This window comes from Bacillus sp. TH30 (assembly GCF_016650875.1).
Classification (GTDB): Bacteria; Bacillota; Bacilli; order Bacillales; family Bacillaceae_G; genus Bacillus_A; species Bacillus_A mycoides.
Genome location: NZ_JAEKEY010000002.1, coordinates 4,590,074 through 4,609,883, shown reverse-complemented (window position 1 = coordinate 4,609,883; position 19,810 = coordinate 4,590,074). Strand labels below are relative to the sequence as shown.

Below are 19,810 nucleotides of genomic sequence, written 5' to 3'. Positions count from 1 at the left end.
TATTACAACTCCCTACACTTTACGCAGTCCAATGCGCTGGACGAGACAACACTTTCGGTAATTTCGTATGTTTGTCCCCTTTCGCCGCATTAATTTGAACTTGCGTAAGAAAAATACTATTCGTAAAATCTGCCCCTCTAATATCTGCATCACGCAAATCTGCTCCAATGAGATCAGCTCCGCGTAAGTCTGTACCATTAAGGTTAGCCGCAATTAAATACGCCCCTCTTAAATTGGCTCCTTGTAAATCTCTCTTTTTTAAATTCGCTCCCATCAGGTCTGCACCTCGGTGACTGATTCGTTTCTTACGTGCATCATTCATTTCTTTCCAAACTAATTCACTCGTCTCTAAAAGGAGAATGTTCACTTCTGCACGGTGTAATGGCACATTTACTTCCATTAACTCATCTGGACTTAAATTAGAAAGACGCTCAGTCTCTTCAATTGCTTCCTTCAGCTCTTTATGAATTGTCTGCGTCGCCTTTAATAGAATAGCCTCATTCAAATACCAAAGCATTTCATGAAGTTGATGCATTACCGGAAAAGCATCATACATTTTTCTCGCATGCTGAGCATCTTTCCGCCAATCAATTCCTTTAAACGTAACTTGAGAAATCTTTTGTCCAGCACCGAAACATTCAAACACTGTACAACCTTTATACCCTTTTCCTCTAAGATCTCTATGTATACTACATTTATAATCTGATTGTAAATTTGTACAAGGTTTACCACCATCTTTATTCACCGCAAAATCTATTGACGCTGCGAACGGTAATGCCACACAACATAAACCAAAACACTTTTCACAATCTGCTTTTAAACTATTGTGATTTGTATCCTCTTCTACATGAAAATAATCGTTATTATTAGTCAAAATATATACCCCCTGTTGTCTTTTGACTATTTCATAATATTCCAACTACAATAAATAATCAATTTTAAAATAAATAGACTTATTTCATTTCAAACAACAACATAATCCTTTTATTTCTTTTCATTTAAAAAGGACATCCACTACAATGTTAATTATAATTAAATTATGAACTTTCGAATAACAAGGAGGATTACGATGGCATTAGAAATGAAAACAAACTGTCAAATTTGCGACCATTCCCTTCAGCCCGATTCTGAAGCATACATATGCGTGTATGAATGTACATTTTGTGCACCATGTACAGAGGAAAGGCAAAATGTTTGCCCAAACTGCGGTGGAGAGTTAGTACGTAGGCCGAAAAAGAAATAATAAAAAGGCAAAAACGAACAGGAATATGTTCATTTTTGCCTTTTTATTTAACTATTAAAATTACTTCTATTATTGATTCAAATGATTTTTAACTGCTCTTATAACCAATTCATGATCTACTTCTGGTGGTAATCCTGAGACTGTTATCATTCCAATAACCCCTACATTTTTTATTTGGATAGGAAAGCATCCACCAAACGCAGCATATTCCGAGCCATCTAAACGGTATTTTTCATGATATGGAACTCCGCTTATTTCACTTTCTATCTGCATATAATACGAGCTATGATTATGCAGGGAAACGACCCGTTTTTTACGCTCAATCCATTTCGTATTTTCCTCAGTTGTCCCCGTCATCTTGAAATGAAATAATTGCACACCATTTTTGGCTATATCAACAGCAATCAATTTCCCCTCTCGCTTTGCTGTTTCAACGATATATAAACCTAATTGCAAGGCATCTTCATTTGTAAAAGAGGAAAATTGAAGTGTTTCCTCCTCTATTAATATTTGTTTACTTATTTCACTCAAATTTGAAGTACTCATATCTTTAACCTCCCTAATTGTCTTATACCACATTGGCATTTTTTAGAATTACCAGATTCTATAGTACCGTAACGCTTGTTTTCTTCTTACTGGTGCTATTATGAATTATATTTAACACATTAAAAATGTATGTACTTTAAAGTGCTATAGGTACTAAACATTTAGTACAGGAATTGTCTATTTCTGTGATTAATTAGAATATATTACGGTGTTTGCATTTTTGCCTTGCTACAATGCCCTTGCGAAAAGATACTATATTTTACTTATGTGAATACAAAAAAAGCAAAGCGCCCACGCTTTGCTTCTTACAAAATCCCTTTTAACTTTTCATAAATTAACTTCGCTAAATACGCATAGCCTTCTGCTCCAAAGTGTAATCCATCTTTTTCTTCATCTTCTACGAATATTTTATAATTTTCTTCTTGAATCATCTCAACATATAAATTGAGAAAATGGCTCCCTGTTTTTCTTGCTACTTCCTCAACCACGTCTGCATATTGGCCGAGTACTTCATTCGTTCTATTATGTTGCCTTGCTTCATCAACCGGTGCAGGACTAATAAGTAATACTTTTTCTGGTGAGATCGCACTTACAATTTCCTCTAAATTTTCTTTGTATGACTGTAATGGAACTGGATCAAATAACACCGAATCATTCGTACCGATAAAAACTGTTACAAAGTCTGGTTCATGCGATAATACATCCTCTTCAATCCTTTGTAGTGCATCGAGCGTATTATCACCCGGAACACCCGCATTAACCACTTTCCAATTTGGAAACATCTCTTGCAAACGTGGTGTTAATCTCGGTGTTCCATCAAAAAATATTTCATCAGCTGTAATACTATCGCCAAAGCATACTAACGTTTTCATTAATCTAGCACTCCTTTTACGTATGAAACAGCTTTCCTTCTATCGCTTTCATATATCTTTCAGCAGAACGTTCCACTGCCTCATTTGCATTTTCTTTTACTACTCGGTGAAAAGCATTATATAAACGATTAAATTGTAACGGTTTCACTCGATTCGCCATTTCCTCAACTTTTCTCGCCGGTAATGGAATTAAGTTTGGATAGCTATACATGAAGCTTACCCACTGCTGATCCGCTACAACTTGAATGATATCACCTGTTAATAATATACCTTTCCCATCATTTCCTTCTTCCCAATGTAATACAGAACCGCCGCTAAAATGCCCTCCGAGACGATGTACAGTAATCCCATCCGCTAATTGTAAAGACTCACCAGACCAATAAATAATACGACTACTTGGACGCATCACCCACTCTTTATCGTCTTCATGTATATAAATTGGTACATCGAATGTTTCTGCCCATTCTACTTGCGTTGAATAATAATGCGGATGAGATAGTGCAATCGCATCTAATCCGTCCGACTCTTTTACCTTCTCAATTGTCGTGTCATCTAAATAAGTAATACAATCCCATAACAAACGATATGACTCTGTTTTTACTACAAATGCCGTTTGACCGATCGCAAATTCTGGTTTTGTCGTAATACTATAAAGCCCATTTTCTTCTTCTATAATTTCATTTTTATATGTATCACTCGTTTGCAAGTTTTCTAAACTCGTCCAAGACTGCCCTTTCGGATTAATATATTGTCTCTCCTCATCACAAATAACACAACTTACCGGTTCTTCCACACTCGCTGCATACTGCACGCCACACGTTGTACAAACGAAATTATTCATAGTCATTCCCCTATCCCTTTAATTTTTTATTAAGCTGATATTTGTTGATAGTTTTCTGCTTTTTTATTTTCAATTGATAAGCTTATAAGAGTAATAAAGTAGACAACTGTAACCGCCATAGGAATTACGATAAATCCTTTTTCCGCAAAAAGAATCCCACATACTGACGTTACTAATACAGTTCCTACTGATAATAACCCATAACTTTTACTTTCATAAATCCATACGTACGGTACAAAATGAACACCTATTAACATCGCTACTACAAAAGGTAACCACTCTGGAAATTGAAAATATGCAAGTAATACAAACGGAATATTTAATACATTTATCCCACCAATTACTCCCGCTAAAGTCCCTAGCGGATTTCCTTTCGCAAACATATCAATTTTCAATATAGCAGCTATCATTAAGCCACAAGGAAATACACAACCCATACCAATTAAATACACCCACACAACTTGTTTTTCTGAAAGAAGAATACCCGTTACACTCGCTACAATCCAAAACAAAATACCAGCTATTATAACAGGAATTCCCCTCTTCGTTCTTTGTGCTAAATCTCGTTTTGCTTCTGCTATGTTCATTTCACTATCTCCCCCAAACTATTTGTACTATAAAGCCGGCTCAATTTCGTTCATCCAATAACGCCAAGCTACTAAGTAATCTTCTAAATCTTTCGGGTGGTGTCTCAAACATGTATCTATACGCAAATATAAACCTATGACTATTTCCTCATATAAATCTCGTTCTTTTTTATGAAATATACATGGTTTTATCGCATAACCAATCACTTCTTTTGTTAAATCTTCCGGAGTTGAACAGAACGCGTAAATTAAATCATATAGAGGATCCCCTAACACTGGTAAAGGATCTATCACGCCATATAACTTATTTTCTTGAAATATAAAGTTATGGAATCCGCAATCACCATGTAATAAAAATGGCTGATTTACTCCGGCGTCCCTATTTGCTAGTTTAAGAACAACTCTATAATCTTCCTCACTTATGTAACGTCTTACATTTTCATAAGCTTCCATCACATTTGCCGTTAAAAATTCATTCCAAGATTGAACCAGACTTTCTTTCCATCCCCAGCCTTCTGCCCCTGGAACCATTTTATACTTATTGATAACTTCTTTTACAAGTGTACGAAGCGTACTTCGTTTATATCCTTGTTTACACGAAGTATTACCTTCAAGGAAAGAATACACGAAATATGTATGTAAAGGTTCCTTATACAAAAGCTTTGAAAATAAACTATTCTCCTCATAAAATGAGAGAAAATTAGCTTCTTCACGTATTACTTCCGCTTCATTCAGCTTTACTACATATTTTTCGTCCAACAAATATACAGTACTTGTCGTTCCTCCGTTCAACGCTTTTACGCTATTTGGATCATGTGAAATAACTTTCTCCTTAACTAGTTGTGCAGCAATTATTGAAATGTCCATTCTCTCACCCTTTAATTCCGAAGATTCCTCCAATTCAAAAGACAACTTTACTATTATTTGACAAACGAATAGGAAACCCCTTCCAAAATCTTAATATAACAAAAAATCAGTTACTTTTATATTTCAAAAATAAGGAAATACTAACAACAACGTTACATACATATTAGGAGGACAATATGAAACCTGAATTTTTAAAAGCAGTACATGATGCCATTGGAAGTGTCGAACACATTCATATAGAAGAAAGCGGTGCCGACAGCTTACTTATCCATCATGATGATGCACAGCAATTACAACAAGTCGCTAAAACGTTAGAAAACAACAATTTCCGCTCTGCTTTAAGAACAACTGGAGATGCTTCGTATATTGAAGTGTTGAACAGATAATGAAAGTCTGGATGTATTCTGGGCTTTCTTTTTTTATCCCGCTATTTGCCGTGCAGTAAGACCTCCACCTCAAAATTCAGCGGAAGCAAAGAAGTTAGGTGGGGGATCAACTGCCCGTAAAAGCCCGATTGGTGAGGGCTGATAATCAGTGGGTGATGAACAAAACCCCCACTGATTAAATTTTCACTTTATATTGAAATTTCAAACTCTTTTACATACACCGCTGTTCCAGCAATATCAATTTGTAAGTTATCATTTTCTACATCTTTCGTTACATAAACCATTACACGACCATCTTTATTTATTTCCTGTCCTTGCTCAACGATTAACTCCAGTTCATGGTCAAAATCTTTCTCCAAGTACGTCGCATAATACGCTCCCATTACACCTGAAGCTGTTCCTGTCACTGGATCTTCAATCGTTCCAGAATAAGGTGATGAAAAATGACGACCGTGCATTTTTGCTTCTGCATCATATGTCTCTAAGCAAAGTGGATGAATCGCAACCTTTGGCATTTCTTTTAGCACAGATGGAAATTCATTATTATTAGGTTTCATTCTTTCACATGCATCAATTTTTTTAATAGGTACAATTAAAGTCCAAATACCAGTATTTCCATATACAATCGGTAAATTTTCATCTAAATCATTCACTTCAAGACCAATACTGTGAGCTAATGCCTCTTTGGAACCTGCAAAACTTTGAAACTTAGGTATTGCTTGTCTCATTTTAATAAAAGTTTCCCCATTTTCATTCGCATCTATATGTATTGGTAAAACCCCCGCCTTCGTTTCAATCGTTAAATTATGTTTCCCTCCCAATATTCCTCTTTTATGAAGTGCATATATTGTCCCTACTGTCGCATGACCACATAAATCATTTTCATGCCCAGGTGTAAAATAGCGAATTCTTATATCTGCTACTTCTGAAGAAAGAACGAAAGCTGTTTCGTTAAATCCAACCTTTTCAGCAATACGCTGCATTTCCTCTTCCGTTAATCCATCCGCCTCTAGTACAACACCTGCTGGATTTCCCATATTTGGCTTATTCGTAAATGCGTCGTAATGAAATACGTTTATGTTCTTCATTTACCTATCTCCTAACCCTTTTTAAATAATTTATAATAACTCTCTATCTCCGTTTTTATCACACAATTATTTCTCCAAAATATCCTCTGCATCTTTTCATTTGAAGTATGTGTGCTTCCGATGTAATAAGTAGCCCCCATTTCCTTTAACATATGTAAAGATTGAAGATACAGTTGGGAAGCAATTCCTTTCCCGCGATAATAAGGCATTACCCCAAAGTAAAATAATCGTCCTTCACTTTCTGTTCCAGGCTCTATATGCGGTATGGACAAACCAATCGGCTCATTTTTATCATAAAAAACAATGCATGACTTTTCCCAACCTTTACCTAACTCTGTTTGCACTGAATGCAAATGTTCATCGACATTCAGAATTGACGGTCGATTTCCTGATTCCAACATACATTGCTCCCAAATGCATGTGAATTCTCTTTCCGATAATGTCCCTTCTTCTATCGAGCGATATGTATATTGTTTTTCAAGCGCCTCTATATTGTTCAACTCTCTACACACTTCTATCTTTGCCGCGTACAAATCAAAGCCCTCATCAAGTAACACTTTTACACTTGCGTTATAACTACTAAACCTTTTGTTTAATACAATACTCGCTCTTTTTAACTCCCAGTTAAAACAAACTTCTTCAAATCTACTTACCTTTTCTTTGTAAGTTTGTACGCTATAAAAAACATCTTCTTCTATTTCTTCAATCGTTACTGCATTTGGTAAACCATTTAATACTTTTCTCGAAGGACCAAATAAATTTTGAACAACTGTAAGATCGTACTTCACCACTTTATTTCACCTACACCCGGCTCAATAAACTTCCCTGAAACCTTCTCATTTGAATCTATTACCCAATCATATATATTTTGTGCTCCTTCAGCCGGAGTCATATTCGCATCAAAGGCACCAATGTCAGTCTTTAATTTTCCAGGATGAATTGCGGTTACACGAATTCCTTTATTCTCAAACTCTTGTTGTAAGCAGAGCGTTAACATATTTTGTGCGGCTTTAGCAATTCGATATGAATATGAGAACTTACCTTGTGGAAACTCTTTGTTCGCCATTTTATGCAATGAACCTAATCGAGAGGACACATTTATTATTCTCGGATGATCCGATTTAGCTAAAGTCACATATGTACCTTTTACAGCTCGAATTACACCTAAGCAATGAATATTAAATAAGTTCGTTAACTCTTCTGAATTTGTATGTAAAACCTGAGTCTCCTTCCCAGTAATGCCAGCGTTATTTATAACTAGATCAATATACTCTGTATATTCCTCAAGCTGTTTTTTAATTTGCTCCGTACTCTCATCAATCGATAAGTCTGCTAATATTGGAAAACATCTAGAAGAAAACATCTGTTTTAACTGTTCTATCGCTTCCACACTTCTAACTAGCGGATAAACAATATGTCCATTTTCATGAAACACTTTCACTAACTGTAACCCTAATCCACGATTTCCACCTGTAATAAGTACCCTCATATATCCATCTCCTTATTTTTATAATAAATAAGAAAATCTGCCCACTTACCATTCCCCATAGAAAATGCCTCTCTCGTACATTCAAATGAAAAACCAGCTCTTTCTGCAAGACGAACGGATGGCTCATTATCGATATGTATATGTAATTCGATTCTATGAAATTGAAGGCCATTAAAAAATAACGGCAGCGCAGCTATTACACTTTCTGCTCCGTATCCATTTTTCCAATGTTGATTATGAATAGAGTAACCCATCATCGCCCATTGATAGTCCATACGTAAAATTTTTATAAGTTCTAGCTTTCCAATATTGGCGCCATCTTCTTTCTGAAAAATACCTAGAACGTACATTTCATCCCGTCTTGCCGCCTCATCAAATCCTCTTATCCATTCCGTAAACCATTCTTTCGTTGAAGACGACATGTCATGATAGCCATCATCGTATTTATATTGAGATGGTAACCTCTTATTGAATCCATCTAACCAACTTTCATAATCCTCTTTTTGAAATGGACGAATAATCAGTCTCTCTGTCTCTACTTGTAATAGTGGCAGCTTCATTTATATCTCTTCCTTTAATTGTTAATTGAATATTCTTTATTATCTTACACAAAATACAAAATCTAGTAAATCATTATGTTTTTTATAAACAAAAATCCAGTTATGCTTTTTACATAACTGGATTTTTCATTATTTAATAACCTTTTATTTCACAAGAAAAACATCCCTTAATTCCCTCTTCAACACTTTCCCTAAAGCGTTTTTCGGTAATTCGTCCATAAATACAACTTCTGGTATTTTATAGCTTGCTAGTTTTTCTTTACAATGCTGAATAATCTCTTCTTCTGTTAAAGACGTTTGAATGTCCTTTACAATGTAAGCTGTTGGAACCTCCCCCCAAAAGTCATTTGGAATCCCAACTACTGCAACTTCTAAAACGCCATTTATTTCATGAATTACATCTTCTACTTGATCTGGATATACGTTGTCACCACCGCGTACGATAACGTCTTTATATCTTCCCATAATATGTAGAAATCCATCATCATCTATCATACCGGCATCACCCATGTTAAACCAATTATCTTTTACTACCTTCTTTGTTGCCTCTTCATTATTCCAATATCCTTTAAACATGTACGGGCTTTTCACGTGAATCTCTCCAACTTTATTTGTTGTTAGCTCATCACCTGTTTCTGGATGAACAATTTTCAGCTCTACATGTTTCAAAGTTTTCCCTACAGAAGACATTTTTTCTTTTCCCATATTTGGATGCCAAGAAGTTACTACCCAACCTTCTGTACTCCCATAACCTTGCACCATATAAATGCCTTTTTCCATATATTTTTGAATGAGTGTTTCTGGCACCTTTGTACCACCACTTTGCGCTACTTTAAAGGCCGAAATGTTGCGCTCTTTTTTATCTAATTCATCAAGCATGTAACTATAAACAGCTGGGAACGCAAGCATCGTAGTAATTTTCTCTTCTTCAATCTTATCCCAAATAAGAGTAGGATTCGAATCAGCTAAAAAGACCATCGTAACGCCATGATAAATACAATTTAAAATAGAAAGCACGCCACTCATATGAAACAATGGGTGCACTGATAAAAAGCGTTCACCTGCTGGAATTTCTCTTTGCCCCGCAATTTCAGTAAAATAATGGTGTAAGTTTTTATGACCAATTACACATGCTTTTGCCTGTCCAGTCGTTCCTGAAGTAAATAAGTAAATAGCATCATCATCTTCATGAACTTCCACATTCGGCTCTGTTATTGGCTGTTCCTTTAATTTTAATTCAAATGAGCCAAATCCTTCTTTTGTCGTCTCAATTACATAAGGAATTTCTTTAACTCCATTAATCTTTAATACAACTTCACTAAATTCATCATCAATAACTAATACTTTTAATCTCGCTTCTTTTACAATCGATTCTAATTCATAAGCAGTAAGCTGATGATTAAGCGGAATAAATACCGCTCCAATTTTTAAGCTTGCCATCATAACGCTTGGAAACGGATGATTATTTTTGCATAGAATTCCTATACGATCCCCTCTTTCCATACCGGTATGTAACAAATAATGTGCAAGCTGATTTACTCGTTCATTATACTGCTGAAACGAATACCTTTTCTCTCCACAGATAAGCGCTTCCAAATTTGGTGACTGCATTGCTCTTTTTTGTAATAATTGTCGCATCGTTCTCAAGTAAAACTCCCCTTTATATATGTTAGGGTTTTTATTTTACCAGATTAATTATTAATTTACTAAAGATTAAACTTAGTGAATTTAAATGAAGTGAATCTTTAGTCGATGTGAGGTGTTCATCCCCACTGATTATTAGTCCACACCTTACGGGCGGTTAATGCGGGATAAACAAAAATAGCCATCTACTTAACAAGTAAATGGCTATTTCTCCTTATATATTAGAAAACTCCTTATTCATCACATATTTCACATACTCAGGTGCACTTTTGTCAATCTCTTCATCACTGATTTCATATTCCGCACCATATAAATAAAATGATGGTATAAATTCCATTCCTGTATATAAGCTCGTAGCGTGGAATGGTTTCGTTAATTCATCCATTGTAATTCCGCTATTTTTATAGTCTTTTTCTAACCCACCTATAGAAATAGCTACACCAAATTCTTTCCCCTTCACTTTATCCCCTTTTGATCCGTAGGCAAATCCATATGTTAATACATCATCGAACCATTTTTTTAATAATGGTGGTGAACTGTACCAATAAAGCGGAAATTGAAATATATATCTGTCATGTTCTACTAATAGCTTTTGCTCTTCTTCAATATTAAACTCCCAATTTGGTGCCGCTTTATATAATTCATGCACCGTTATTTCATCCGAATGTTTCTCAAGTTCTTCGATCCATCTTTTATTAATTTTTGATTTTTCAATATTAGGGTGTGCTACAATTACAAGTGTTCTCATCATCTTCCATCCCCTTTTTAAATTATTCAATCCTTTACGTATTAGTATGAATGAGTCACATATAATTGAAAAGTACGTACTTTAAAGTGCTATAGGAACCTTAAAGTACCTTTGGAGGTGTTATATGAATCAAAATGATAATTGCCCAATCGCAACGACACTCGACGTGATCGGTGGAAAATGGAAAATTCATATTTTATGTGTTTTGGCGGATGGAAAAATGCGAACAAATGAAATAAAACGAGAAATTCCAAACATTACACAAAAAGTTCTCACACAGCAACTTCGGCAACTTGAGGCTGATGGGATTATCCATCGTACTGTATATCAAGAAGTACCACCAAAGGTTGAGTACACAATAAGCGAACATGGAAAATCTTTAATGCAAATTATGGATGAACTATTTGAATGGGGAAAAGACCATCAGATCAAAAGATTACATGACTAAAAAAACTAACAAATTCTTTACATACTAGTGGGAATGGCACATCACTATCAAGCTAACAAAAAGACCCTAATAAGAAAACTTTCATTTTTATAATCCATTTAAACTTTAGCTTGATAGTGATACGGCAAGACCCTAATAAAGAAATGTATTAAACAAATTAAAAACAACAACACATACGACTAATGTTAATAAGAAAATTATAGTCGCTGAATTGCTTACTTAATTTTGAAATCTAAACAGTTACCCTTTAAGCCAAGCTTAATAATATCGCTTTTGTACGATTATCTGTTACCTCATAATAAATTTCTAATCCTTTCCGAGTACCTGTAACGACTTTAGTAGCTTTTAGTTTAGATAAATGTTGACTAATTGTACTTTGAGGCATTTGTAATGTTTCATACATTGTCGTTACGTTAATAGGACCTTTTGCAAGCATTATTTTTACTAATGATAAACGGACAGGATGCGCCAACACCTTTAATACTTCAGTGATTTCTTCATACATTTCTTTCATATTTTTTCTCCCCTTTTATATAAATATTAATGATATCCATATATATAATTCGAAAGGATATACGATTTTATGTCCGTCATTTTAAAAAATATTAAGAAATTCCTTCAGATGGAAGGAATCCCTCTGTTCAATATTCTATAGATTTTTCTTTCACTCGATATTATGTGGTAGGAGCTTTCCTTACTGAGACCCTCTACCATTGTTCCCTTGCGATCCTCTACCGTTGTTTTCTTGCTGATGCCCATTATTCCCTTGCGATTCTCTTCCGTTGTTCCCTTGACCATTCCCATTATTCCCTTGCGATTCTCTTCCGTTGTTTCCTTGACCATTCCCATTATTCCCTTGCGATTCTCTTCCGTTGTTCCCTTGACCATTTCCATTATTCCCTTGCGATTCTCTTCCGTTATTCTCTTGCTGATGCCCATTATTCCCTTGGGATCCTCTACCGTTGTTTTCTTGCTGGTGTCCATTATTTTCTTTTTGTGGACCTCTACCGTTGTTTTCTTGCTGGTGTCCATTATTTTCTTTTTGTGGACCTCTACCGTTGTTTTCTTGCTGATGTCCATTATTCCCTTGCGATTCTCTTCCGTTGTTCCCTTGCTGGTTTCCATTATTCCCTTGGGACCCTCTGCCTTTGTTTCCTTGCCCATTTCCATTATTTCCTTGTGACCCTCTGCCGTTGTTTCCTTGCCCATTCCCATTATTTCCTTGTGATCCTCTTCCGTTGTTCTCTTGCTGATTCCCATTATTTTCTTTTATTTGCTTCGGTTGTTGTTCCTTAGATTGTTTTTGTTCTATATGCTCTTTCTTCTCGTTGCTTTCTTCTTTTACAGGAGATGCGTCCGATGATGCATCAGAAGATGACTTTTGTTGTTCTTGGTTAGACGGAGGTGCAGGTGGAGTAAGCGATTTTTGCTTCTCATTCTCTTGTTTTATATAAACGCCCGTTCCAACCCCTGCTTTCTTGGCATCCTCCCGCATTTGCATCGTACTGCTTTGATATTCAACTGTAATATGTTTTATCTCATACTCTTTCTTTAATTCCTGCATAACCTTTTCCAACTGCGGTTCTAACGACTTGTCCTTTGTAACAGCTGTTAGCATAACTTGCTTATCATTCGTTAAGTACTTATCCCCTTGACTCTGCTTTATAATAGTACGTATTACGTCTTGCAGATGCTTATTTTCCCACCCTTTCATTTCTTTTAAAATACGCCTTCCATCATCATTACAAGCTCGCAAATCTATAACACGAAGATCCTTTGTTACGCTCACCTCTAAACTTGGATTTATATCAACTGAGACATAAGCAAATACTTTTTCTTCCGGTTGGTTGTAGAAAAACAGCAACACACATAGAAAACAAGTAACAAGTAATGATGCAGGCTTTAAGAAAGAAGGGACTGAAAAACGCGGTGCCCTTTGCTCTTGTTCGTTAAACGAGATTTCCTCTCCAATCATGTAAGAGTGTACTTTTCTTTTAAACGTAATAAACTCTCCATTTGGAGTTAAAACAACTACGTTATGTTTCTTTATATCCATCACAATTCCTTTATTCATCATGCTTCTCCCCTCTTATATAATCCAGAATATATGTATAGTTGTTTGCAAAGATAATACACATCGCAATAATGTATTTTCGATGTCGCTCCAACGTTTTACGACTTACCCTAACACGTGGTTCAATATGTTTAAGGGGTAACTTTTTCTTTCGGAACAGCTCTTCCATCATTTTCTCGTCTTTTATAATAATCTTTACAATTTCTATTAAGTGCTCACGCGTATCACGATGCTTAGGGGATTCCTTAGCAAGCTCTGAAAATGTGATTTTAAACTCAGCTAGCACACTTTGAAAATGAAGAATTTCCTCCTTACGGTTACTATTTTCCATCTCTTTCATATACTCCGTAAGCGATACTTGTATTTCTAATATTTCCTCTTGCTTATCTTCTTTTAAAAAGACAAGATTATGCTTAGACTCCTTGCGTATATAGTCAATTACATCTCTTTTTATAAGAAGATCAGCAAACGCTAGAAAAGATTTTCCTTTTTTATATGAATACTGTTCAATTGCTTCGTTAAACGCAAACAATCCAATACTATATTCATCATCCTGTTCTGTAATGTACCTGCGGCAGACAGACGAGATTGATTTTCTAATAAACGGCTGATACTGTACGATAAAAGCTTCCTTATCTCCTCCGTTGTTTTGTATGTTAAATACGATATCTTCTATTTTCGTTTTTTTTAAGATTTTCATTACTAAACTCAACACTAGTAATCTCCCTGCCTCCTTCTGCTTCAAATAGCAAAATGGCCACTAAACAAGTGACCATTTAACCACATTTTCTTAGTACTTTTCTTTGGGCTTGTCTTCTTGCTGGTGCTCATATTTTTCGAGGCCGACTTTTTATATGACTATTTTTTCCACTTGTACTAAAGTGAAGTCTGTATTTTGTATTACTTTCTTGTTTTCTTTTGCAATACCACTTGTTCTTCTTGCTCTTTTCTATTTTAGCTGCAATCTTTGAATAACTCTTCGCTATATTTTTGGTAATTTTAGCTTTTTCTTCTACTTATATATATTCGAAGGAACAAATAATTTTATGGGGGTCAAAAAATTATTTTTTATAAAATAGTTATTTTTTCAAAAATAAAAACCATCAATTGGAAGAAACTCATTATAACTCCTCCTTATGGTAATTCCTTTGTAAACCTTTTTATTTAAATGTATAATTGTATTAAAAGTCTAAAATTTCAGAATCGGAGGGCAGCGTCATGAAAAGTTTTGGTACGTTAGTAATCTCTACCGTCATTTCAGCAGGCTTAGTGTATTATAATATCGATTCCTTTTATAATAAATTTACATCCGGGAATACATATTACTGGGTAAACGGTATCCTAGCTGCTGGATTCCTTATATCCTTAATTATCAACATAAAAGATATCATCAAGAAAAACTACACAACTTCTGAATCAAATTAAGGAGCCTATTATGGTTCCTTTTTCTATGCAAAATAAAAAAGCAGCTGTTAAGCTACTTTGAATTCTTCTTATCCCCAAATGAAATGATATATATATTCTCCCGTTACACGTTCATTAATTCCAGCGATCCTAGCGAATCTCATTAAGTCCGCCCCTTGAAGAAAATACACCGAGATCGTAACTGGTACTTGTGACCACATGAATTGATAAAGCTCATTCACTCTCTGATTCGTCGAAACGATTAAATCATTTACAGGTCCATGATTCCATGCAGAGGTTTGAACTGAAGTGAACGGAAGGTCTTTCCCATTAACCACTATTCTTACCACACTTTGAGTTATGTCCACAACAATCACCTCCACCATTATAAAAATTAGACCTGTTTCTATACTCATATTCTTGATTAATAATAAATGTTTAAGGCAAACCCCTATTTTCATTTCTACTCAAAAACAATTTATTTGATAAAATAAAAAAGCAGCGGATTCGCTGCTTTAAAATCTACATAACTCCCTTTTCTTTTGCTCTCTCATAAAGAACCGTGCGGCTTACACCTGTAACTTCACATATCTTCTTTACTGTAAGCTTGTTTTCCTTTCGGTTTGCAAGCAGATCTAAAGCATGTTCCATATTAGGATTATCATCATCGTACTTCTTAGGGCGCCCTTTATAAACACCACGCTCTTTAGCTAGTTCAATACCTTCTCGTTGCCGCATTCGAATTAGGTCACGTTCTAACTGATTAACACCAGCCATTACAGTGAGTAGGAAAGTGCTGTATGGATTATCGCTTGTAGTATCAAGCCAATTGTCTTTTAACGACTTAATAGAAGCGCCTTTTTCTTTAATTGTTTCTATGATACATTTCATTCGCTAGATTGATAAGCATTTCAAATGCCATCCCACGGTTTCCGAGTCCCATTGTTATTCCTCGCTTTCTATTAAAAGGATTATTTTGTTAAAAAATTAATTCTAATTTATAACCTCTATCTTTTTCCTTCATTTCCCATTAAAATTGAGTAAAACTATTTTGAAAACATAGGAGAAAGCTATGAAGCATAACCTCAATCTATGGTCCTTTATATGCTCTTTGATTTGCGTTGGACTATTCCGTTTATATTTTGAAATTCCACTTGAATTATTCAAATTTTTCACGGATTCATTACACATTCACCCTTTATTTATATTACTAGTTTTAACAATAGGAACTTTTTTTGCTGGCATTATAGGATTTTCTAAGATGAATAATTGGATTGCGATGCTTAGGAGTGTAGCAACAGTCTTACTAACATTGTTATTATCAGTGTTTTTAACACTAACTTTGATTGTGGGTTATGCATTAAGTTAAACGTAGTTTTTTATGAGTAAAACTCAATATTCCGTCAATAATATAGATGACATTAGATTTTTCTCCTTGTTCCCCCTTGGAGATGAGCAGTTAGTTTTTGCTAACTGCTCTTATATTTATAACAAAGATAAGATTCTTTAGAATGATTCTTCTTTATTTCTCAATATAAGGAGCCTTGGATTTTCAATAAAACTCCTGTAGTATATGAACAAAGAGTAAGGTAAGAGTTACTCTTTGCCATTTTAGGAAAGGTTCTGTTGGAAACAACAGAACCTTTTTTCGTAAAGAGATGGTTTTGTTTAATTTCTCACCACTAACCACAAAAAATATCTTATAATCGTTATATACTAAATTAAAATAATAGATTAGGAGTAGATCAAATGCCAGTTACACTAGAACTTATTCTTTTCATTCTTCTAGCAATTAGCGCTATTGGCTATTTAGTAAAAGAATTTCAAAAAACTAGGAAAAGAACACTTGGAATTTCACTAGAATTCTTGGTTCTTTTCTGGTCAATATGGAAAATATCGACTATCATAATCTGATTTGTAAAACATGAATTCCTTCGAATAAAAATCAATATTATGTCCATAATGTTGATAGGCTGTATGCCAAAATCCATTTAGTTTTCTCTGTATCTCCTTGTATTGAGCAGTTAGTTTTTGCTAGCTGCTCTTTTATTTATGAAAAAAGATAAAATTTTTTATAATGATTCTTCTTTATTTCTCAATATCAGGAGTCTTGGATTTTCGTTAACAATCTTATAGTATATAAACAAAGAGTAAGGTAAGAGTTACTCTTTGCCATTTTAGGAAAGGTTCTGTTGGAAACAGCGGAACCTTTTTTCGTGATTTAAAGGTACTAAGACAAAATGAAATATTTACCATGAAGATAATTGTTAAATATTTTACGCTTATACAGTATAATGGGATAGTTATTGTGTATTGGCATTAAGAGGAGCGTCCTGATTAAGCGCTTCTCTTTTTTTATAAAATAGCTCCAAATTACTTGGACACATTTACCAGTTTATTCAACACAAATATCATGTTAAAATCTCTTGTGAATACGACATAACTCAACTTGGTGAAGCCCTGTAATATTTCCTGTAGGGCTTCTTTTTTTACAAGCAGTTATTTCATTAAGCTGACTACCTTGTTGTGCAAAATAACGATTTTGTTCACTTTTTTGATACATTTATAAAACATTCATATGTTATCTTCAGTAAGTTCTATTTCCTTTATAATATTGTGTGAAGTATACCAACGAACGAAGCCTAAAAAACTCTAATGAAGTGATGAAAAAAACCTAATTTCTCTATAAAACATTGAGAAATTAGGCTTTTTAATAGAAAAAGTAGCATTCATAAACAATGAATACAGTTTAACTCTTCAATTCTATTTTCACAGATTCATATATTCTTCTAAAGTCAGTTTTTCCTTATATATATTTTCAGCAATATCTCCTACATAGCGAATATGCCAAGGTTCATATGCATAACCCGTAATACTTTCCTTCCCCTTAGGATAACGAATGATAAACCCTGCACGATGCGCGTTTTCTTTCAGCCATTTTCCTTCCTTCGTATTCGCAAAGGATAGCTCTAGTTCATTGTTCGCACTTTTAGAAGAAACATCCATCGTTAACCCTGTTTGATGTTCACTATGCCCTGGCTTTGCAGAGAAGCGATCCGTATGCTCTTGCCCTTTCTTTTTAACATTGTTGGCATACAGACCTTTTTGATACTCATAGGAACGAAATCCTGAAACAGCATTCAACTGGATCCCATCTTGCTTAGCTAAAAGGAATAGTTTTTCTAACGCTTCCGCTGCTTCTTTACGAAGATGACTCTTTTCTACCGTTCCACTAAATGAGAACGGTACATTTGGTACAACTAAATCCTCTGGCATATAGTCTTCGGGTAAACCATATTCCTTATTTACTACAGCCTGTATACTAGCAAAGGAACTTGCTATCTTATTTGAAGTCCCATTTTTCTTACTATTTTTTTCTTTATTTATGGAGTTTTCACTAGTTTCATGGTTTGTCTTATATGGTTCTTTACCAATAGATATATTGGTGTAAATGATAAAGATACCTAACATTACTACTATACAAGTTAAGGTTCCTACTAATTTAAGTCTCATCATTCATTTCCTTCCTGCAACTCCTACTGTTACTCATTCATCATACTTCAACCATATCAAATCCATATTAATTCCCTGTGAACTTTTCTTCATAACGTATTCCTTAATAGATTGATAGTATATCTTCCCTTTCTTTTGGCACCCTTAAAATATCAGCTCTATTCATACATGTAGAAAAATAATCTAAAAATTTGTATAATAAGATAAGAAGTGTAGCATTCTATTATAGAAAGGTCTTGGTATAATGCTAGGTATTGATGTCAAAAAAACAAAAGAAGAGTTAATTATTTCATGGCAATTTGCGGAGGTCACGATTCCATTACGTGATGTGATTGAGGTTACCGAAGATGCTACCTATGCGGGTGTTGAAGAACCAAGTGCAATCCGTATCGGAACAGCATATGGGACAACTGATCGTATATTAATTAGAACTGTAAAACAAAATTATGTATTATTTACTACAAACAAAGTGTCGATTTTAAAAGCTATTCTTGCTTAAATATGGTCATATAAATAGACTCAAACAAAGTTCGAATAAAGCAAAGGAGAGAAGTCATAGAATAGACTCCTCTCCTTTGCTTTATTCGAAATAAATTTTATAATCCATACTCACTTCAGTATAGCTTTTACAACATAAGTACGTCTTACTGTTTTGATTCTAATATTACTAATCTTATTAAGACCAAATCCACACATCATCATTATTTTGAGTGTTATTGTTTACCTCATGTACTTTTTCGATATGATCAACTGTGTTGTAATTAATAGAAATGCCGCCCCAACCTACATACTTCATATCAATTTTAACTTTCTCACCTGTTTTAAATACTTGTCCCTTTGTTAAGAACACGTCAATAATGTCTTTCTCCCCATTTAGTGATGGATACTCAACAACGACATATTTAGTAGCACGGTCTTCCATCATACCTACTTCTGATACTTCACCAATCACATAATCAGTTGAGCCATTTTCTTTCAAATGCATACCTAATTTGTTTGTATTATTTTCAACTTCTGTTGCAACCATATATTCCGTAAAATTACGCATCATAGATCCAGTCGCTTTTACTTCGTCTCCTACTTTCACATTCGAAAGATTTTCTATATACACACTAACAGGTTCTTCGTATTGTTTAGATTTCACAACAATCACACCATGATCCACTTCTACAACGTGTCCTTCTAATGTCGAGAAATTCGTTTCAATAGAAGCTGCACTCGCTTTTGTTGCTTCTAATCCTGGTAGATTCGTTCCTGATAATGCTGCGAACCCTAAAGCACCTGCTAAAATTAATTTTTTCATACCCATTCTATAACATCTCCATTCATGATGATTGTATTTGTTTGATTGGTATCGACCAACCTGTAACAATTATAGTTACAGGTTGGTCGAAATTGCAACCATTTTATTCATGCAATCCTGCATACTACATTTTCGCAATATATCTATGTAATTTTCTTATGCCCGTTTCTAACTAACAAAAAATAACTTGATAAGGT

General features: G+C 34.6%; 24 protein-coding genes and 2 pseudogenes. 6 read left to right on the top strand and 20 right to left on the bottom strand.

The features are described 5' to 3' along the window. Positions 1 to 19: 19 nt before the first annotated feature. Positions 20 to 874 (bottom strand): pentapeptide repeat-containing protein, encoded by an 855-nt coding sequence (locus JFU20_RS25830; protein WP_088031845.1) that lies wholly within the window; start codon positions 872 to 874, stop codon positions 20 to 22. A 195-nt stretch (positions 875 to 1,069) separates the two neighbouring features. Between JFU20_RS25830 and JFU20_RS25825 the strand changes: the two genes are divergently transcribed. Beyond that, a complete protein-coding gene (locus JFU20_RS25825) occupies positions 1,070 to 1,243 on the top strand; it encodes a DUF1272 domain-containing protein (protein ID WP_001162783.1) in 174 nt (57 codons plus the stop codon). A gap of 69 nt (positions 1,244 to 1,312) precedes the next feature. On the opposite strand, the gene JFU20_RS25820 is transcribed toward JFU20_RS25825, so the two are convergent. The 5 genes from JFU20_RS25820 to JFU20_RS25800 all read right to left on the bottom strand — a co-directional run bounded on the left by JFU20_RS25820 (position 1,313) and on the right by JFU20_RS25800 (position 4,956). After that, positions 1,313 to 1,789 carry a heme-degrading domain-containing protein gene (locus tag JFU20_RS25820; RefSeq protein ID WP_002033314.1) on the bottom strand — a complete coding sequence of 159 codons (477 nt, stop codon included), beginning with the start codon at positions 1,787 to 1,789 and terminating at the stop codon, positions 1,313 to 1,315. 305 nt (positions 1,790 to 2,094) lie between these two features. Next, positions 2,095 to 2,661: an SGNH/GDSL hydrolase family protein gene (locus JFU20_RS25815; RefSeq protein ID WP_201039050.1), complete on the bottom strand. Its 567-nt coding sequence runs from the start codon at positions 2,659 to 2,661 to the stop codon at positions 2,095 to 2,097. Positions 2,662 to 2,677: 16 nt separating this feature from the next. Further along, positions 2,678 to 3,502, bottom strand: coding sequence for an MBL fold metallo-hydrolase (locus JFU20_RS25810; RefSeq protein ID WP_201039049.1), 825 nt, complete (start codon positions 3,500 to 3,502; stop codon positions 2,678 to 2,680). Between the two features lie 29 nt (positions 3,503 to 3,531). Next, positions 3,532 to 4,089, bottom strand: a complete 558-nt coding sequence (locus JFU20_RS25805) for a DUF7010 family protein (RefSeq protein ID WP_201039048.1) — start codon at positions 4,087 to 4,089, stop codon at positions 3,532 to 3,534. Positions 4,090 to 4,116: 27 nt separating this feature from the next. Then, a complete protein-coding gene (locus JFU20_RS25800; protein ID WP_201039047.1) occupies positions 4,117 to 4,956 on the bottom strand; it encodes a phosphotransferase in 840 nt (279 codons plus the stop codon). Positions 4,957 to 5,132: 176 nt separating this feature from the next. Here JFU20_RS25800 and JFU20_RS25795 point away from each other — a divergent pair, with 176 nt between their 5' ends. After that, positions 5,133 to 5,342: a hypothetical protein gene (locus tag JFU20_RS25795; RefSeq protein ID WP_044443258.1), complete on the top strand. Its 210-nt coding sequence runs from the start codon at positions 5,133 to 5,135 to the stop codon at positions 5,340 to 5,342. A 188-nt stretch (positions 5,343 to 5,530) separates the two neighbouring features. On the opposite strand, the gene JFU20_RS25790 is transcribed toward JFU20_RS25795, so the two are convergent. From JFU20_RS25790 to JFU20_RS25765, 6 genes are all read right to left on the bottom strand, one after another. Beyond that, positions 5,531 to 6,430 (bottom strand): PhzF family phenazine biosynthesis isomerase, encoded by a 900-nt coding sequence (locus JFU20_RS25790; RefSeq protein ID WP_201039042.1) that lies wholly within the window; start codon positions 6,428 to 6,430, stop codon positions 5,531 to 5,533. A gap of 11 nt (positions 6,431 to 6,441) precedes the next feature. Then, the gene (locus JFU20_RS25785) at positions 6,442 to 7,218 is read right to left on the bottom strand and encodes a GNAT family N-acetyltransferase (protein ID WP_201039242.1); all 777 of its coding nucleotides are present in this window, start codon (positions 7,216 to 7,218) and stop codon (positions 6,442 to 6,444) included. Continuing rightward, on the bottom strand, positions 7,215 to 7,919 hold the full coding sequence (locus JFU20_RS25780) for an SDR family NAD(P)-dependent oxidoreductase (RefSeq protein WP_201039036.1): 705 nt from the start codon (positions 7,917 to 7,919) through the stop codon (positions 7,215 to 7,217). The genes JFU20_RS25785 and JFU20_RS25780 overlap by 4 nt, the downstream gene beginning before the upstream one ends. Then, the gene (locus JFU20_RS25775; protein WP_201039028.1) at positions 7,916 to 8,479 is read right to left on the bottom strand and encodes a GNAT family N-acetyltransferase; all 564 of its coding nucleotides are present in this window, start codon (positions 8,477 to 8,479) and stop codon (positions 7,916 to 7,918) included. Before JFU20_RS25775 ends, JFU20_RS25780 begins: the two co-directional genes overlap by 4 nt. A 144-nt stretch (positions 8,480 to 8,623) precedes the next feature. Further along, positions 8,624 to 10,126: a class I adenylate-forming enzyme family protein gene (locus tag JFU20_RS25770; RefSeq protein ID WP_201039026.1), complete on the bottom strand. Its 1,503-nt coding sequence runs from the start codon at positions 10,124 to 10,126 to the stop codon at positions 8,624 to 8,626. Between the two features lie 211 nt (positions 10,127 to 10,337). Continuing rightward, on the bottom strand, positions 10,338 to 10,871 hold the full coding sequence (locus JFU20_RS25765) for an NAD(P)H-dependent oxidoreductase (protein ID WP_201039241.1): 534 nt from the start codon (positions 10,869 to 10,871) through the stop codon (positions 10,338 to 10,340). Positions 10,872 to 10,995: 124 nt separating this feature from the next. Between JFU20_RS25765 and JFU20_RS25760 the strand changes: the two genes are divergently transcribed. After that, positions 10,996 to 11,319, top strand: coding sequence for a winged helix-turn-helix transcriptional regulator (locus JFU20_RS25760; RefSeq protein WP_002033301.1), 324 nt, complete (start codon positions 10,996 to 10,998; stop codon positions 11,317 to 11,319). Between the two features lie 247 nt (positions 11,320 to 11,566). On the opposite strand, the gene JFU20_RS25755 is transcribed toward JFU20_RS25760, so the two are convergent. From JFU20_RS25755 to sigI, 3 genes are all read right to left on the bottom strand, one after another. Then, positions 11,567 to 11,833 (bottom strand): ArsR/SmtB family transcription factor, encoded by a 267-nt coding sequence (locus JFU20_RS25755; RefSeq protein ID WP_000661861.1) that lies wholly within the window; start codon positions 11,831 to 11,833, stop codon positions 11,567 to 11,569. A 180-nt stretch (positions 11,834 to 12,013) separates the two neighbouring features. Then, entirely contained in the window at positions 12,014 to 13,393 is a 1,380-nt protein-coding gene (locus JFU20_RS25750; protein WP_274606609.1) for an anti-sigma factor domain-containing protein, read from the bottom strand. Next, positions 13,386 to 14,108, bottom strand: coding sequence for an RNA polymerase sigma factor SigI (gene sigI, locus JFU20_RS25745; RefSeq protein ID WP_002128341.1), 723 nt, complete (start codon positions 14,106 to 14,108; stop codon positions 13,386 to 13,388). The genes JFU20_RS25750 and sigI overlap by 8 nt, the downstream gene beginning before the upstream one ends. A 503-nt stretch (positions 14,109 to 14,611) precedes the next feature. On the opposite strand from sigI, the gene JFU20_RS25740 reads away from it, so the two are divergent. Beyond that, the gene (locus JFU20_RS25740) at positions 14,612 to 14,818 is read left to right on the top strand and encodes a hypothetical protein (protein WP_000834521.1); all 207 of its coding nucleotides are present in this window, start codon (positions 14,612 to 14,614) and stop codon (positions 14,816 to 14,818) included. 68 nt (positions 14,819 to 14,886) lie between these two features. Here JFU20_RS25740 and JFU20_RS25735 read toward each other — a convergent pair whose 3' ends face one another. The 3 genes and pseudogenes from JFU20_RS25735 to JFU20_RS30255 form a co-directional block, all read right to left on the bottom strand. Beyond that, the gene (locus JFU20_RS25735) at positions 14,887 to 15,258 is read right to left on the bottom strand and encodes a hypothetical protein (RefSeq protein ID WP_002165354.1); all 372 of its coding nucleotides are present in this window, start codon (positions 15,256 to 15,258) and stop codon (positions 14,887 to 14,889) included. A gap of 61 nt (positions 15,259 to 15,319) precedes the next feature. After that, positions 15,320 to 15,679 (bottom strand): annotated as a pseudogene (locus tag JFU20_RS25730) (recombinase family protein); the annotation flags it as partial. Beyond that, positions 15,672 to 15,740 (bottom strand): annotated as a pseudogene (locus JFU20_RS30255) (Holliday junction resolvase RecU); the annotation flags it as partial. The pseudogenes JFU20_RS25730 and JFU20_RS30255, both read right to left, overlap by 8 nt. Before the next feature lie 129 nt (positions 15,741 to 15,869). On the opposite strand from JFU20_RS30255, the gene JFU20_RS30250 reads away from it, so the two are divergent. Next, positions 15,870 to 16,166, top strand: a complete 297-nt coding sequence (locus JFU20_RS30250) for a hypothetical protein (RefSeq protein ID WP_002142559.1) — start codon at positions 15,870 to 15,872, stop codon at positions 16,164 to 16,166. 1,400 nt (positions 16,167 to 17,566) lie between these two features. Here the strand turns inward: JFU20_RS30250 and JFU20_RS25725 are convergent. Then, positions 17,567 to 18,310 carry a M15 family metallopeptidase gene (locus JFU20_RS25725; RefSeq protein ID WP_033710159.1) on the bottom strand — a complete coding sequence of 248 codons (744 nt, stop codon included), beginning with the start codon at positions 18,308 to 18,310 and terminating at the stop codon, positions 17,567 to 17,569. A 244-nt stretch (positions 18,311 to 18,554) separates the two neighbouring features. On the opposite strand from JFU20_RS25725, the gene JFU20_RS25720 reads away from it, so the two are divergent. Beyond that, positions 18,555 to 18,809 (top strand): SunI/YnzG family protein, encoded by a 255-nt coding sequence (locus tag JFU20_RS25720; protein ID WP_002165351.1) that lies wholly within the window; start codon positions 18,555 to 18,557, stop codon positions 18,807 to 18,809. A gap of 177 nt (positions 18,810 to 18,986) precedes the next feature. Here JFU20_RS25720 and JFU20_RS25715 read toward each other — a convergent pair whose 3' ends face one another. Then, the gene (locus JFU20_RS25715; RefSeq protein WP_201039017.1) at positions 18,987 to 19,619 is read right to left on the bottom strand and encodes a hypothetical protein; all 633 of its coding nucleotides are present in this window, start codon (positions 19,617 to 19,619) and stop codon (positions 18,987 to 18,989) included. Between the last annotated feature and the right edge of the window lie 191 nt (positions 19,620 to 19,810).